Origin of the sequence: Sphingopyxis sp. J-6, assembly GCF_046603995.1 — a bacterium.
GTDB lineage: Bacteria > Pseudomonadota > Alphaproteobacteria > Sphingomonadales > Sphingomonadaceae > Sphingopyxis.
The window spans coordinates 4,170,585-4,184,249 of record NZ_CP145810.1; the positions used below are offsets into that span (position 1 = coordinate 4,170,585).

General features: G+C 67.1%; 14 protein-coding genes. 8 read left to right on the forward strand and 6 right to left on the reverse strand.

Features of this window, described 5'->3' with window-relative positions:
- Positions 1-12: 12 nt before the first annotated feature.
- Entirely contained in the window at positions 13-1,047 is a 1,035-nt protein-coding gene (locus tag V6U71_RS19745) for a YeiH family protein (RefSeq protein ID WP_411340026.1), read from the forward strand.
- 29 nt (positions 1,048-1,076) lie between these two features.
- Here the strand turns inward: V6U71_RS19745 and V6U71_RS19750 are convergent, their stop codons facing one another.
- Positions 1,077-1,817: an MJ0042-type zinc finger domain-containing protein gene (locus V6U71_RS19750; protein WP_411340027.1), complete on the reverse strand. Its 741-nt coding sequence runs from the start codon at positions 1,815-1,817 to the stop codon at positions 1,077-1,079.
- Positions 1,818-2,025: 208 nt separating this feature from the next.
- On the opposite strand from V6U71_RS19750, the gene ftsE reads away from it, so the two are divergent.
- From ftsE to V6U71_RS19770, 4 genes are read left to right on the forward strand one after another with little or no spacing between them, the layout of a single operon-like run.
- Entirely contained in the window at positions 2,026-2,754 is a 729-nt protein-coding gene (gene ftsE, locus V6U71_RS19755) for a cell division ATP-binding protein FtsE (protein WP_054732044.1), read from the forward strand.
- A complete protein-coding gene (locus V6U71_RS19760; protein WP_411340028.1) occupies positions 2,751-3,668 on the forward strand; it encodes a cell division protein FtsX in 918 nt (305 codons plus the stop codon). The genes ftsE and V6U71_RS19760 overlap by 4 nt, the downstream gene beginning before the upstream one ends.
- A complete protein-coding gene (locus tag V6U71_RS19765; RefSeq protein ID WP_411340029.1) occupies positions 3,665-4,195 on the forward strand; it encodes a YdcF family protein in 531 nt (176 codons plus the stop codon). Before V6U71_RS19760 ends, V6U71_RS19765 begins: the two co-directional genes overlap by 4 nt.
- 10 nt (positions 4,196-4,205) lie before the next feature.
- Positions 4,206-4,937, forward strand: a complete 732-nt coding sequence (locus V6U71_RS19770; RefSeq protein ID WP_411340030.1) for a lysophospholipid acyltransferase family protein — start codon at positions 4,206-4,208, stop codon at positions 4,935-4,937.
- Between the two features lie 7 nt (positions 4,938-4,944).
- Here V6U71_RS19770 and V6U71_RS19775 read toward each other — a convergent pair whose 3' ends face one another.
- Both V6U71_RS19775 and hisC read right to left on the reverse strand, forming a co-directional pair.
- The gene (locus V6U71_RS19775) at positions 4,945-5,850 is read right to left on the reverse strand and encodes a prephenate/arogenate dehydrogenase family protein (RefSeq protein WP_411342380.1); all 906 of its coding nucleotides are present in this window, start codon (positions 5,848-5,850) and stop codon (positions 4,945-4,947) included.
- Positions 5,847-6,962 (reverse strand): histidinol-phosphate transaminase, encoded by a 1,116-nt coding sequence (gene hisC / locus V6U71_RS19780; protein WP_411340031.1) that lies wholly within the window; start codon positions 6,960-6,962, stop codon positions 5,847-5,849. The genes V6U71_RS19775 and hisC overlap by 4 nt, the downstream gene beginning before the upstream one ends.
- A 79-nt stretch (positions 6,963-7,041) precedes the next feature.
- On the opposite strand from hisC, the gene metX reads away from it, so the two are divergent.
- Together metX and metW are read left to right on the forward strand one after the other, a co-directional pair.
- Positions 7,042-8,163 carry a homoserine O-acetyltransferase MetX gene (metX, locus tag V6U71_RS19785; RefSeq protein WP_411340032.1) on the forward strand — a complete coding sequence of 374 codons (1,122 nt, stop codon included), beginning with the start codon at positions 7,042-7,044 and terminating at the stop codon, positions 8,161-8,163.
- Between the two features lie 2 nt (positions 8,164-8,165).
- The gene (gene metW / locus V6U71_RS19790) at positions 8,166-8,753 is read left to right on the forward strand and encodes a methionine biosynthesis protein MetW (protein ID WP_411340033.1); all 588 of its coding nucleotides are present in this window, start codon (positions 8,166-8,168) and stop codon (positions 8,751-8,753) included.
- 64 nt (positions 8,754-8,817) lie between these two features.
- Here the strand turns inward: metW and V6U71_RS19795 are convergent, their stop codons facing one another.
- Together V6U71_RS19795 and gyrB are read right to left on the reverse strand one after the other, a co-directional pair.
- A complete protein-coding gene (locus V6U71_RS19795; RefSeq protein WP_411340034.1) occupies positions 8,818-9,222 on the reverse strand; it encodes a septal ring lytic transglycosylase RlpA family protein in 405 nt (134 codons plus the stop codon).
- Between the two features lie 211 nt (positions 9,223-9,433).
- The gene (gene gyrB, locus V6U71_RS19800) at positions 9,434-12,010 is read right to left on the reverse strand and encodes a DNA topoisomerase (ATP-hydrolyzing) subunit B (RefSeq protein ID WP_411340035.1); all 2,577 of its coding nucleotides are present in this window, start codon (positions 12,008-12,010) and stop codon (positions 9,434-9,436) included.
- 106 nt (positions 12,011-12,116) lie between these two features.
- On the opposite strand from gyrB, the gene V6U71_RS19805 reads away from it, so the two are divergent.
- Complete coding sequence (locus V6U71_RS19805) at positions 12,117-12,542, forward strand: hypothetical protein (protein WP_411340036.1); 426 nt, start codon at positions 12,117-12,119, stop codon at positions 12,540-12,542.
- Positions 12,543-12,836: 294 nt separating this feature from the next.
- Here the strand turns inward: V6U71_RS19805 and V6U71_RS19810 are convergent, their stop codons facing one another.
- Positions 12,837-13,478 carry a TetR/AcrR family transcriptional regulator gene (locus V6U71_RS19810; protein WP_411340037.1) on the reverse strand — a complete coding sequence of 214 codons (642 nt, stop codon included), beginning with the start codon at positions 13,476-13,478 and terminating at the stop codon, positions 12,837-12,839.
- Positions 13,479-13,665 lie beyond the last annotated feature (187 nt).

The following is a 13,665-nucleotide window of genomic DNA, read 5'->3' on the forward strand; positions in this document are numbered from 1 at the left end:
AAGCATTGGCCGATGGCCGCCGACCTGTATGGCGAGATGCAGCTGGAGGCGCATCCGCCCGCACGCCATCGTTGGCGCGACTATCTGCCCGGGGTTCTCGTCACCGCGATCGCCGCGCTCGCCGCCGCCTGGCTTGCCGATCACTATGCCGCGCCGATCGTGCTGATGGGGCTGCTGATCGGGCTCGCGCTCAGTTTCCTGTCGCAGGATGCGCGCACCCACGCCGGGCTCGACCTGATGTCGCAAACCGCGTTGCGGATCGGCATCGTTCTGGTCGGCGCCCGCGTCACCGCGCAGCAGCTTGCCGAACTCGGGCCGCTGCCCTTCGCGCTGCTCCTCCTCATCATGCTCGCGGTGATCGTCGTCACCGTCTCGACCGCGCGGCTGTTCGCGCAGGACCGCCATGCCGCGCTGCTGGCGGGCGGCGCCACCGCGATCTGCGGCGCGTCGGCAGCGCTCGCGCTTTATTCGCTGATCGGCGACAAGCGCGTCGATCAGGCGCGCTTCACGCTGACGCTGGTCGGGATCACCGTCGCGAGCGCGCTGGCGATGACGCTCTATCCCGTGCTCGCGGCGCAACTTGGCCTGACCGACGCGCAGGCTGGCTTCCTGATCGGCGCTTCGATCCACGACGTCGCGCAGGCGATCGGCGGCGGCTTCTCCTTCTCGCCGCAAGCGGGCGAGGTCGCGACGATCGTCAAGCTCACGCGCGTCGCGCTGCTCGCGCCGATGCTGACGCTCGTCGCGCTATGGCTCGGCCGCAGCGGCGAAAGCGACGGAAAGATCCGCATCCCGCTCCGCCTGCCATGGTTTATTGTCGGCTTTTTCGCCGTCGCCGCGGTCAATTCGCTCGTCGCGATCCCGAAGCCGGTGCAGGCGGCGGCGGGCACCGGCGCGCAAGCGCTGCTCCTGCTCGCGATCGTCGCGACCGCGATGAAGGCGCGGCTGCACCTGCTGCTCGATCAGGGATGGCGAAGCTTCGCGCCGATCATCGTCGCGACGCTGTCCAGCTTCCTGCTCTCGCTCGCCGCGGCGCTCAGCCTGTGACGCCGCGACGTCACGCCAAATAGCTGAAATCATTCCTTCGGGAGCGCCCAGCTTACCGTGAGCTGCGTCGCCCGGCGCGGGATGTCGAGCTTGGCCTCGCTGAAATTGACCTTCTCATTCGGCGGCAGCATCCGCACCGGTGGCTTGATCGTCCAGCTATAGACGATCGTCCCTTGCGCATCGCGCAGTTCGGCGAGGATCGGCGGCACGCGCTGTTCGCGGTCGGTCGGGTTGATGATCACCCCCGACGCGGCGAAATAGATCGTCCCGTCGGCGAGCTCGCGATGGTCCTGATTGGGCGGGAGCTCGATCACGAGGTCGGGCTCGTCGGCCATGCCCGGAATGCCGAGCCCCTGCGCCCAGCCCGGCAGCCCGAACCAGTATAGTGCGCCGGTGGCGGCGATCATCAGCACGGCGGCACTCGCGGCGATCAGCGTCCAGCGCTTCGCCGGATTGCGCCGCGGGCGGCGGAAAGGCAGAGGCGCCTCGCTCACAGCAACCGCCGGGGCGGGCCGCGGCGCGGGTTCGGAGGCAAAGGCCTCGGGCGGCGGCGCCGGAGCCGGTTCGACGACCGGGGTGGGCGCGGGGGGCGGAGGCTCGACCGGGGGAGGAGAAGCCGGAGCTGCCGGTGCAGGCGCGGCTTCGGCCGGCGGCGCGCTCGCGACCGGCGGCGCCACCGTCGCCGCGGCGGCGGGTTCCTGGAACCAGCTATGCCGGCAATTGGCGCAGCGGACGGTGCGGCCATTGGGTCCGATTGCCGTATCGGGCACGACATACCGCGTATGACAGGACGGGCAGGCAAGGATCATGCGTCACTCTAAACACGCTGATTCGCACCGTTGCAAGCGCCGCGTCGCGACAGCGAGGTTACTCCCCACTTTACCTCGCCCGGCAGCCGTGTAACAGGCAGCGAATGAGCGCCGCAGCGCCCCCGAACTCTATTCCGACGCCCGCGCGGCCTGACGCGCGCGTGACGCCATGACCGACGCCCTCAGCCCGCGCCCGGGCGGCGCGATGGTCGAATTCAACGGGGTCGGGCTGCGCTACGGCCCCGATGCCGAGGTTCTTTCGGACATCAGTTTCAATCTCCAGCCCGGCAGCTTCTATTTCCTCACCGGCGCTTCGGGCGCGGGCAAGACCTCGCTGCTCAAGATGCTCTATCTCGCACAGCGGCCGAGCCGCGGCATCGTGCGCCTGTTCGGCGAGGATCTGGTCAGCATGCCGCGCCACCGCCTGCCCGGCTTTCGCCGCCGCATCGGCGTCGTGTTCCAGGACTTCCGCCTGATCCCGCACCTGTCGGCGCGCGATAATATCGCGCTGCCGCTGCGCATCGCCGGGGTGAGCGAAGAGGATCTGTCGGGACCGGTCGGCGAGATGCTGAGCTGGATCGGCCTCGACGAACGCGCCGATGCGCGCCCCGCGACGCTGTCGGGCGGTGAGCAACAGCGCGTCGCGATCGCCCGCGCGGTGATCGCGCGGCCGCAATTGCTGGTCGCCGACGAACCGACGGGTAACGTCGATCCCGACATGGCGATGCGCCTGCTCGGGCTGTTCGAGGCATTGAACCGCCTCGGCACCACCGTCGTCGTCGCAACCCACGATATCCATCTGATCAGCCGTATCGACAATGCGCAGATGATGCGGCTCGAAAAGGGGCGGCTCGCCGATCCGACCGGCGCGCTGCGCTATCCGCCGAATCGCGCATGATCATCCCGCGCGTCCCCGTCCAGCACCGCCGCCTGCTCCCCGACCGCCGCCTGTCGGGACCGACGCCGTGGGTGATCGCGATATTGATGATGCTGACGTTGCTCGCCGCCGCCGCCGGGGTCGGGCTCGCGCGCTCGGCAAATGCGATCGGCAGCGCGATCGCCGGCCGGGTGACGGTACAGATCGTCACCGCCAACCCGGTGACCCGCGCCGAACAGGCGGCGGCGCTCCGCCGCCGCGCCGCGGCGCAATCCTTTGTCCGCTCGGCACGCAGCGTCGACCAGCAGGAGTTGCGGGCGACGCTGGGCCAATGGTTCGGCGGCGAGGACGGCGGCGCGGGGGGCGACGACCCGGTGCTGCGTTCGCTGCCCCTGCCCGCATTGGTCGATATCGATTTCGTCGGCGGGGATCGTGCGGGGCATATGGAAGCGCTGCGCACGCTGGTCGCCCAGGAAGCCCCCGGCGCACGCATCATCCCGCACGCCGAATGGCTGGGGCCGGTCGCGCGGCTGATCCGCATCCTCGCATGGGTCGCGGGCGCGCTCGTGTTGCTGATGACACTCGCGAGCGCCGCCGTCGTGATCATGACCGCGCGCGCCGCGCTCGGCACCCATTATGCGACGATCGAGATGCTGCACCTGATCGGCGCGACCGACCGCCAGATTACCCGGCTGTTCCAGCGCCGCATCGCGATCGACACCGCTTACGGGATCGCGCTCGGCAGCGTCGTCGCGGCGGCGATCTTGCTGCTCATCGGCTGGCAATGGTCGGGGGTCACGTCGGGACTGGCCGCGACCGCGTCGCTCGGCCCGGCGGGCTGGGCGCTCTTGCTGGCGTTGCCGCTATTGGCTATCGCGCTCGCAGCCCTGACGGCGCGCCAGACGCTGCTCGCCGCGCTCAAGAAGATTTTATGATCAAGCGCCTGCTTTCCCTCCTGTTCCTGGCCTGGGTGCTCGGCTTCGCATGGTTCGCGCTGCTGCTGCCGCTCCCCGCCAAGGCCGAAAAGACCGACGCCATCGTCGTCCTCACCGGCGGCCCGGGCCGGATCGACCGCGCGCTCGAGCGGCTCGAAGCGGGCGACGCCAAGCGCCTGTTGATCAGCGGCGTCGCGCGCGAGGTGAAGCCGAGGGAGCTTGCCGCCGAATATAAGCGCCCCGAAAAATTGTTCGATTGCTGCATCGCGCTGGGGTTCGAGGCCGAAGACACGCGGTCGAACGCGACCGAAGTGGCGACGTGGGTTGCACGGCGGGGCTACAAGAGCATCCGCCTGATCACCACCGACTGGCATATGCGCCGCGCCGAATATGAGATCGGCCGCGCGATCGGCGACAAGGTGACGATCCTCCCCGACGCGGTACGCAGCCAGCCCAATTTCGCGACATTGTTCCGCGAATATCATAAATATCTCGCGGGGCTGGCGGGCGGGCTGCTCGGCCTGTAAACGCCCTTTCGTGCGCTACACCATCGCCCTCCTCCGCTCGATCCTGTTCTGGCTGCTGTTCGTCCTGATGAGCAGCTTCAGCTCGATCGGCGCGGTGATCTCGCTGCCGGTCTCGCACAAGGCGACGATCTGGTTCGTGCGCATCTGGGCGCAGTTCCACCGGCTGATCTGCCGCTTCGTCCTCGGTCACAAGATCGTCGTCGATGGCGAGATGCCCGACATTCCCGTCCTCTATGTCTTCAAGCATGAAGGCGCGTTCGAGACGATCGAGCAGCCGGGGCTCTTCAGGCATCCCGCGGTGTTCGCCAAGGAGCAATTGTTCAATATTCCCGTCTGGGGTCAGGCGGCGCGTTTCTATGGCCTGATTCCGGTCGATCGCGATGGCGGCGGCAAGGCGATGCGCGCCATGCTGAACGCTGCCAAGGCCGCGCTCGCCAAGGGCCGCCCGCTGGTGCTGTTCGCCGAAGGAACGCGCATTCCGCATGGCGAGGCGCCGCCGCTGCGCTCGGGCTTCGCGGGCATCTACCGCTTGCTCGGTGTGCCGGTGATCCCCGTCGCGGTGAACAGCGGCATCGCCTATCCGCCGCGTCGCTGGGTCAAATGGCCGGGGACGATTACCTACAAGATCGGTGAAACCATTCCCGCCGGGCTGCCGCGCGAGGAGGCCGAGGAACGCGTGTGGCGCGCGATCAATGCGCTGAACCCGCCCGAAGCGCTGCTGGCGGGCAAGGCTTCGGCCTGAATCGCCCTTAGTGTTTCCGCCCGAAGTCGGGCGCGGCGTCATCCTGTCCCTGCTCGATGATCGAACGGCGGATCGCGCGGGTCCGCGTAAACCAGTCCTCGAGCTTGCCGGCATCGCCGCGGCGGATCGCCTGCTGGAGCACGGTCAGATCCTCGTTGAAGCGCTGCAAGGTCGCCAGCACCGCTTCCTTGTTGGCGAGGAAGACGTCGCGCCACATCACCGGATCGCTCGCCGCGATGCGCGTGAAGTCGCGGAAACCGCCCGCCGAATATTTGATCACCTCGCTCTCGGTCACTTCCTCGAGCTCGCTCGCGGTACCGACGATCGTATAGGCGATGAGGTGCGGCAGGTGGCTGGTCACCGCGAGCACCATGTCGTGGTGCGCCGCGTCCATCGTCTCGACCCGGGCGCCGAGCGCCTGCCAGAAGGCGGCGAGCGCCGCGACGGCATCATCGGGCGCACCGGCGCTGGGCGTGACGATACACCAGCGGCCCTCGAACAGGCTCGCAAACCCCGCCGCCGGACCGCTGTTCTCGGTCCCTGCGACCGGGTGCGCCGGAATGACGATATGGCCGGGCAGCGCGGCGCCGAGCGCAGCGGCGACCCCCGCCTTCGACGAACCCACATCCGAAATGATCACGCCGTCGCGGAGGCCCGGCGCCACCGCGCGCGCCGCATCGGCCATGCCGCCGACGGGGACGGCGAAGATGACGAGGTCGGCATTTGCTCCCGCGTCGACCGGCGCATCGACGATTATGTCGCAGAAGCCGAGTTCGCGTGCGGTGTCGCGCACGTCGGCCTTGGCGTCATGGCCAACCACCACCACCTGCGGCAACCGCTCCTTGACGGCGCGCGCAATCGACGAGCCGATCAGGCCCAGTCCGACGATGGCGACGCGCTCTATCGCCATCAGCCGTTCAGCGCGGCGCGGATCGCCGCCGCGAGCCCGCGCGTTTCGTCCTCGGTGCCGATCGTCATGCGCAGCGCCTGCGGAATCCCCTGCCCCGGCAACCAGCGGACGATATAGCCCGCCTCCATCAGCCGGTTGTAGACGGTCTCGGCGCTCGTATCGCCCTCGAACAGCACGAGCAGGAAATTGCACGCCGACGGTATGACGCGAATCCCGTGATTGCCGAGGCTTTCGAGTTCGCCCGTCAGCCACGCCCGCCACTTCGCATTATGCTCGCGGCTGTGCGTCACGAAATCGTCGTCGCCGAGCGCCGCGACCGCTGCGGCCTGTCCGGCGCGGGTGACGTTGAACGGCAGGCGGATGCGGTGCAGCGCCGAAATCACCTCGGCCGCCGCATATCCCCAGCCGATGCGCTCGGCGGCAAGCCCGTGAATCTTGGAAAAGGTGCGCGTGACGAACACATTCGGCTGCGTCTTCGCGAGCTCGAGCCCGCCGTCGTCCTCGGCCGCCGACAGATATTCGCTATAGGCCTGATCGATCACGAACAGGATGTTTTTCGGCAACCCGGCATAGAGGCGCGCGACCTCTTCGCGGGTCGCGAGCGTGCCCGTCGGATTGTTCGGGTTGGCAAGATAGACGACGCGCGTCTTGTCGGTCACTGCGGCGAGCAGCGCATCGACGTCGGTCGCATAGTCGCGGTCGTCGGCTTCAACGGGCACCGCGCCGACACGCCGCGCGGCGATCTCATAGACCGCAAAGCCGTAACGGACATAGAGGATCTCGTCCCCCGCCCCGGCATAGGTGCCCGCCGCGAGATGGAGCAGTTCGTCCGATCCGTTGCCGCAGATCACCCGCGCCGGGTCGAGCCCGAATTTCGTCGCGATCGTCTCGCGCAACTGGGCCGAACCCGGATCGGGATAACGCGACAGCGCGTCGGGGGCCGCCTGCGCCGCCGCGAAAGCTGCGCGGGCCCTTTCGCCAGTGCCGAGCGGATTTTCGTTTGCCGAAAGCTTGATGAGCGGACGGCCGTCGGCACCCGCCGACTTGCCCGGCACATAGGGCGCGATACCGCTGATCCACGGCTTCGGAGTGAGGATGGCGCTGCTGTCGGTCATGCGGCGCGGTTTAGCGGCTGCACGCGCCAAGTCCAGCGCATTGACAGCACTCCCGCACCCGCTTAGCCCCGCGCCTGTCATGGCGAGCCTGCTCCACCAGATCCAGCACCAGAGCGTGACGATTGCCGCGCCGCTGCCGCTCGACAGCGGACAGATCTTGCCGTCGGTGACCATCGCCTATCAAAGCTATGGCACGCTCGCCGCCGACCGGGCGAACGCGGTGCTCGTCTGTCACGCGCTGACCGGCGACCAATATGTTGCCAGCGACCATCCCGCGACGGGCAAGCCCGGCTGGTGGGCGCGGATGGTCGGCCCCGGCAAGCCGATCGACACCGACCGCTATTTCGTGCTCTGCGCCAATGTGCTCGGCAGCTGCATGGGGTCGAGCGGCCCCGCGAGCCCCGATGCGGCGACCGGCGCGCCGCTCGGCATGCATTTCCCCGTCATCACCATCGCCGACATGGTGCGGGCGCAGGCGATGCTGCTCGATCATCTCGGCATCGACCGCCTGCATGCGGTCGTCGGCGGCTCGATGGGCGGGATGCAGGCGCTCGCGTGGACGACATATTATCCCGAACGGCTCGGCTCGGCGATCGTCATCGCCAGCGCAGCGCGGCATTCGGCACAGAATATCGCGTTCCACGAGGTCGGGCGGCAAGCGATCATGGCCGACCCAGACTGGCAGGACGGCCAATATTACGGCAGCCGCCGCGCCCCGGCCAAGGGCCTCGCGGTTGCGCGGATGGCGGCGCATATCACCTATCTCTCCGAAGCGGGACTGACCGAGAAATTCGGCCGCCGCCTGCAGGCGCGCGACATCAAGAGCTTTGGCTTCGACGCCGATTTCCAGATCGAATCCTATCTGCGGCACCAGGGGCTCGCCTTCACCGACCGCTTCGACGCCAACGCCTATCTCTATATCACGCGCGCGATGGATTATTTCGACCTCGCCGACGCGCACGACGGGCGGCTCGCCGGTGCGTTCACCGGCGCGAAGGACGTGCGCTTCACGCTCGTCAGCTTCGACACCGACTGGCTCTATCCGACCGCCGAATCGCGCCGCATCGTCCAGGCGCTGCAAAGCGTCGGCGCGGCGGCGAGCTTCGTCGAGCTGTCAGCGCCGTTCGGGCACGACTCGTTCCTCCTCGATGTCCCCGCGCTCGACCGGCTCGTCGCCGGCGCGCTCGGCAGCGGCGGCTGACGATGGCGCTGCGCCCCGACCTCGCGATCATCGCCGGCGCCGTGCCGTCCGGGTCGCGCGCGCTCGACATCGGTTGCGGCGACGGCGAGCTGATGGCGGCGCTGCGCGACAAGGGCGTCGACGCCCGCGGGCTGGAAATCGACCCCGCAAACGTCACCGCGGCGATCGCGCGCGGCCAGTCGGTCGTGCAGGGCGACGCCAACCGCGACCTCGCCGACTATCCGGGCGACGCGTTCGACTATGCGATCCTGTCGCAAACGCTGCAGACGACCGAGCGTCCCGACCGCGTCGTCGACGAACTCCTCCGCATCGCGCCGCGCGCCTTTGTCAGCTTCCCCAACTTCGCGCACTGGCGCATCCGCCTCGCGCTTTTGTGGGGCGGCCGCATGCCGGTGACGCGGCTGATCCCGGTCGCCTGGTACGCGACGCCCAATATCCACCATGTGACGGTCAGCGACTTTCGCGACCTGCTGCGCGAAAAGGGCATCGCGGTCGAGGCGGCATGGTATCTGTCGGGCGACAAGCCGACGAGCGACGCCGCCGCAAGCTGGCGCGCCGAACATGCGATTTTCCTGATTTCGCGGCGTTGATCGGCATTCGCGAACGCTGCAGCGGCATTCGGCCGAAACCGGACGCTCTTCAACGTCGCCGGTCTCAGTCGGCGTTGAGCAACGCCAGCTTGACGCGCGCGGTGCCGCTGCGGTGCATGCCGATCTGGCGCGCGGCGGCATGGCTGATATCGATCACGCGGCCGCGCGAAAAGGGGCCGCGGTCGTTGATGCGGACGATGACGCTGTCGCCGTTTACGGTGTTGGTGACGCGGACCATGCTGCCGAAAGGAAGCGTGCGGTGCGCCGCGGTGAGTTCGTCGGGGTTGAAACGTTCGCCGCTCGCGGTGCGATTGCCGGCGAGTTCATCGCCGTAATAGCTCGCCATGCCGCCGTCGATTTCGGTGTCCTGATCGACAGCGGCGATCGGGTCGTCCAAGACTTCGGCTTCCTGCGCCGCGGCCGAAACCGTCAGCAGAAGCGGGATCAGCACGGCTGAAAAGGCCCGCATGACATCCTCCCCTTGTGGTGGAGGGCCAAAAGCAGCGGCGGCGTGCCGAGGCAAGCCGCCGCGCGTTAAATCGAACCGAAATTGCGGCCACTTGTGGAAAAACGGCACCAGCCCGCTCCCCCACCCGGCCGCCCAACAGCGTATCCTGAAATGGGAGGCCGGGTGGGGGAGCGCGCTGGTGCCGTACCGTTTCAGCTATGCTGAAACGACATCAGACGTCGAGATTGGCCACCGACAGCGCATTGGTCTGGATGAAATCGCGCCGCGGTTCGACCTCGTCGCCCATCAGCCGCTCGAAGATTTCGTGTGCGACATCGGCCTGCTCGGCCTCGACGCGGAGCAGCGAGCGGTTCGACGGATCGAGCGTGGTTTCCCAGAGCTGTTCGGCATTCATCTCGCCCAGCCCCTTGTAGCGGCTGATCGCGAGGCCCTTGCGGCTGTGCGCGAAGATCGCGTCGAGCAGTTCGGACGGGCGCGTGATCGGCGTGACCTTGCCGGCGGTGGCGGCGGGCAGATCGCTGTCGCTCGCTTCGGCATCGTCTTCAGCGGTCTCGGCGGCGGCCAGCGCGGCAGCGTCGGCGGCGATGGCCGCGGCGCTGCTGCCCTTCACCAAACGGCCCGGATGGGCGTAGGTGTCGGCTTGTTCGCTCGCGAGCTTGTGCAGGCGGCGGGCCTCCTGGCTCGCGAGGAAGGCGGCGTCGATCGCATGATGATCGCTGACCCCGCGCCAGCGCTTTTCGAGCGTATAGCCACCGTCAACCGCGACGATCGTCCATTTCGCCTCGGCGCCTCCGGTGAGCGCGCGTTCAGCGGCGTTGAGCCATTCGGCCGCGTGCACGCCCGCTGCGGTCCGTCCGCCGCTGTCGAGTTCCGGATCGAGCGCGCCGTTCAGTGCCAAGGCTTCGACGAGCTCGTAATTATGGCCGCGCGGAACATAGCGCATCAGCGCGCGCAGGCGCCGGCCATGCTCGATCAGGTCGCGCAGGTCGGCACCCGATCTTGCGCCGCCCGTGGTTTCGAGCATCAGCGCGTCGATACCGCCATCGACGAGGTAATTTTCGAGCGCGGTATCGTCCTTGAGATAGACCTCGCTCCGCCCCTTCGCGACCTTGTAGAGCGGCGGCTGGGCGATGTAGAGGTGCCCGCCCTCGATGATCTCGGGCATCTGGCGATAGAAGAAGGTGAGCAGGAGCGTGCGGATATGCGCGCCGTCGACGTCGGCGTCGGTCATGATCACGATCTTGTGATAGCGCAGTTTCTCGAGGTTGAACTCGTCGCGAATCCCGGTGCCGAGCGCCTGGATCAGCGTCCCGACTTCCTTCGACGAGATGATGCGGTCGAAGCGCGCCCGCTCGACGTTCAATATCTTGCCCTTCAGCGGCAGGATCGCCTGCACATGCCGGTCGCGGCCCTGCTTGGCCGAGCCGCCTGCCGAGTCACCTTCGACGAGGAAAAGCTCGCATTTGCTGGGATCGCGTTCCTGGCAATCGGCGAGCTTGCCGGGCAGGCTCGCGATATCCATCGCGCCCTTGCGCCGCGTCAGCTCGCGCGCCTTTTTCGCCGCCTCGCGCGCCGCGGCGGCGTCGATCACCTTCTGGATCACCGCCTTGGCATAGGCGGGATTTTCCTCGAGCCATTCGGTCATCCGGTCGGCCATCAGGCTTTCGAGCGGCTGGCGGACCTCGCTGCTGACCAGCTTGTCCTTGGTCTGCGAGCTGAACTTGGGATCGGGGAGCTTGACCGACACGATCGCGGTCAAACCTTCGCGCATATCCTCGCCGGTGAGGCTGACCTTCTCCTTCTTGAGGATGCCCGACTTGTCGCCATAGCCGTTCAAGGTGCGCGTCAGCGCGGCGCGGAAGGCGGCGAGGTGCGTGCCGCCGTCGCGCTGCGGGATGTTGTTGGTGAAGCAGAGGACATTTTCGTAATAGCTGTCGTTCCACTCGAGCGCGACGTCGATGCCGATACCGTCGCGTTCGCTGCTGATCGCGATCGGATCGGGCAGCAGCGCATTCTTGTTGCGGTCGAGATATTTGACGAACGCTGCGATGCCGCCCTCGTAGAAAAGGTCGTGGCTCTGATGTTCGGCATGGCGCGCATCGACGAGCTTGATGCGGACGCCCGAGTTCAGGAAGGCGAGTTCGCGGTAGCGATGCTCGAGCTTTTCGAAATCGAATTCGGTGACATTCTTGAACGTGTCGGTCGATGCCATGAAGGTGACGCGCGTGCCCTTCTTGCCCGCGGGGGCGGGGCCGTTGACCTTGAGCGGCGCGACCGAATCGCCGTGCTCGAAGCGCATCCAATGTTCTTCGCCGTCGCGCCAGATGGTGAGCTCCAGCCATTCCGAAAGCGCATTGACGACCGACACGCCGACGCCGTGCAGGCCGCCCGATACCTTGTACGCATTGTCGTCGCTGGTGTTCTCGAACTTCCCGCCCGCGTGGAGTTGGGTCATGATGACCTCGGCGGCCGAAATGCCTTCCTCGGCGTGGATGCCGGTCGGAATGCCGCGGCCGTTATCCTCGACGCTGACCGATCCGTCGCTGTTGAGCGTGATCAGGACAAGGTCGCAGTGGCCCGCGAGCGCTTCGTCGATCGCATTGTCCGAAACCTCGAACACCATGTGATGCAGACCCGACCCGTCGTCGGTGTCGCCGATATACATGCCCGGGCGTTTGCGCACCGCGTCGAGGCCCTTCAGCACCTTGATCGAATCGGCGCCATAGGCGTTGGTATTGGGCTGGTTGGCGGGCGTGGTCGGGGCGATATTTTCAGGGGTGTCCGTCATATCGATTATATAGGGTCGGAAGCGGTAAAACCCAAGCGAAAATGCCGCTCTCGGCGTGTCCCGATGGGGCGTTGCGCCGCCGCGCCGCGACAGCTAGTTTCGGGCCATGAAACATCGCCTTATCGTCTCGCTTTCCCTCCTGGCGCTGGCCGCCTGTTCGCAGCCCGCGCCACCCGCCGACAATGCCCCCGCCGTCGTGGGCGAGCCGCTGGCCACCCGCGCGGTGATGATCGGCACCGAGGGGCCGAGCCTGCCCGCCTGTTCGAGCATCAGCCGCGTCAAGGACGGCGGCACCGACGTCTATTGGGCGCCCGGCGAAACGCGCGCGGTCAAGGCAAAGCTTGCGGGCGGTGCCAGCGTGTCGCTGTGCGAGGCGGCCGATAACGACGCGTGGTTCGGCGTGGTGTTCGCCGCGCCCGGCACCGACGCGGACATGTGCGGCGTCGGCAAGTCGGTACCGAACGCGCGCGAATATCAGGGCCCGTGCCGCTGGGGCTGGATCAAAGGCGGGACGGTGCGGCTGGGGGCTTGAAGCCGCAAAAGCCCTGTATATGGGCGTTCGCTCTGTATCCTTTGTGGTCTCGGATATTGGGATAGCGAATGACGGGAACGACCGATTGCGGCCGAAAGCCGCCTTCTCTTTCATCGTCACCCCGGACTTGACCCGGGGTCCCGCTTGACCTCAATAACTGCCGATGCCTTCAAAAAGCGGGATCCCGGGTCAAGCCCGGGATGACGAAAGTGGGTGGAGCGACGTCCGCCACCCCAAAACCGTCGTTCGCTCCGCGTCACAAGCCCGAATTGCCCGGGAACCGATCGCCGCCGCTCAGTCCTGCTTCTTCAGCCCGTTCGCGAGCAGGTCGTTCGCGACGCGTGCAATCTCCGCGATATCGGCGTCGGCGTCCCATAATCCGTAACGCATCCCCAGAAAGACGTTCATGCCACCGATCGCCCAGGCATGGACTTCGCCGACGTCGGCACGGATCTCGCCGCGCGCTGCGCCCTCCTCCAGCCGCTGGCGGACGCGCGCGACGGTCGTTTCATAATGGCGGCGATAGCTGGCGTAATCGACGAACTCGGCCTCGTCGATGATGCGGTAGATTTCCTTGTGCTCGCGCACAAAGCCGAGGAAGGATTCGAGCCCGATGCGTTCGGCGCTGATCTCGTCGGGTGCCGCCTGCACCAGCGGCGTGACATGGTCGCGCAACTGTTCGCTCATATAGCGGACGAGCGCCTGGAAGATCTCGTCCTTCGAATCGAAATAGGTGTAGAAGCTGCCGAGCGCGGTCCCGGCGCGGCGGGTGATCGCGCTGATCGAGGCATCGTGAAAGCCGCGCTCGCCGAACTCGATCGCGGCGGCGTCGAGCAGCTTGCGCAAGGTGCGCCGCCCGCGTTCGGTGCGCGGCGTCTTGTCCGGGTTCCCCGCCTCGGCTGCGGTATCGCCTGTCGCGACATGCGGCTGATCCATCTGCCTCGGTCCTTCCCCGCTCTTTCCGCCCCGCTTTGCCATCGTGGCTTTTCCGCACCAGTGGCAAGCAAAAAACGCGCGATCGACATTCCAAGTTGAAACTTGGTTCATGTTTCATTATTGGCTGGCGCACGGCTTGGCAAGACCGGGCTCGATAAAAGCAAAGGGTGACGAGGGGTCACCCCGC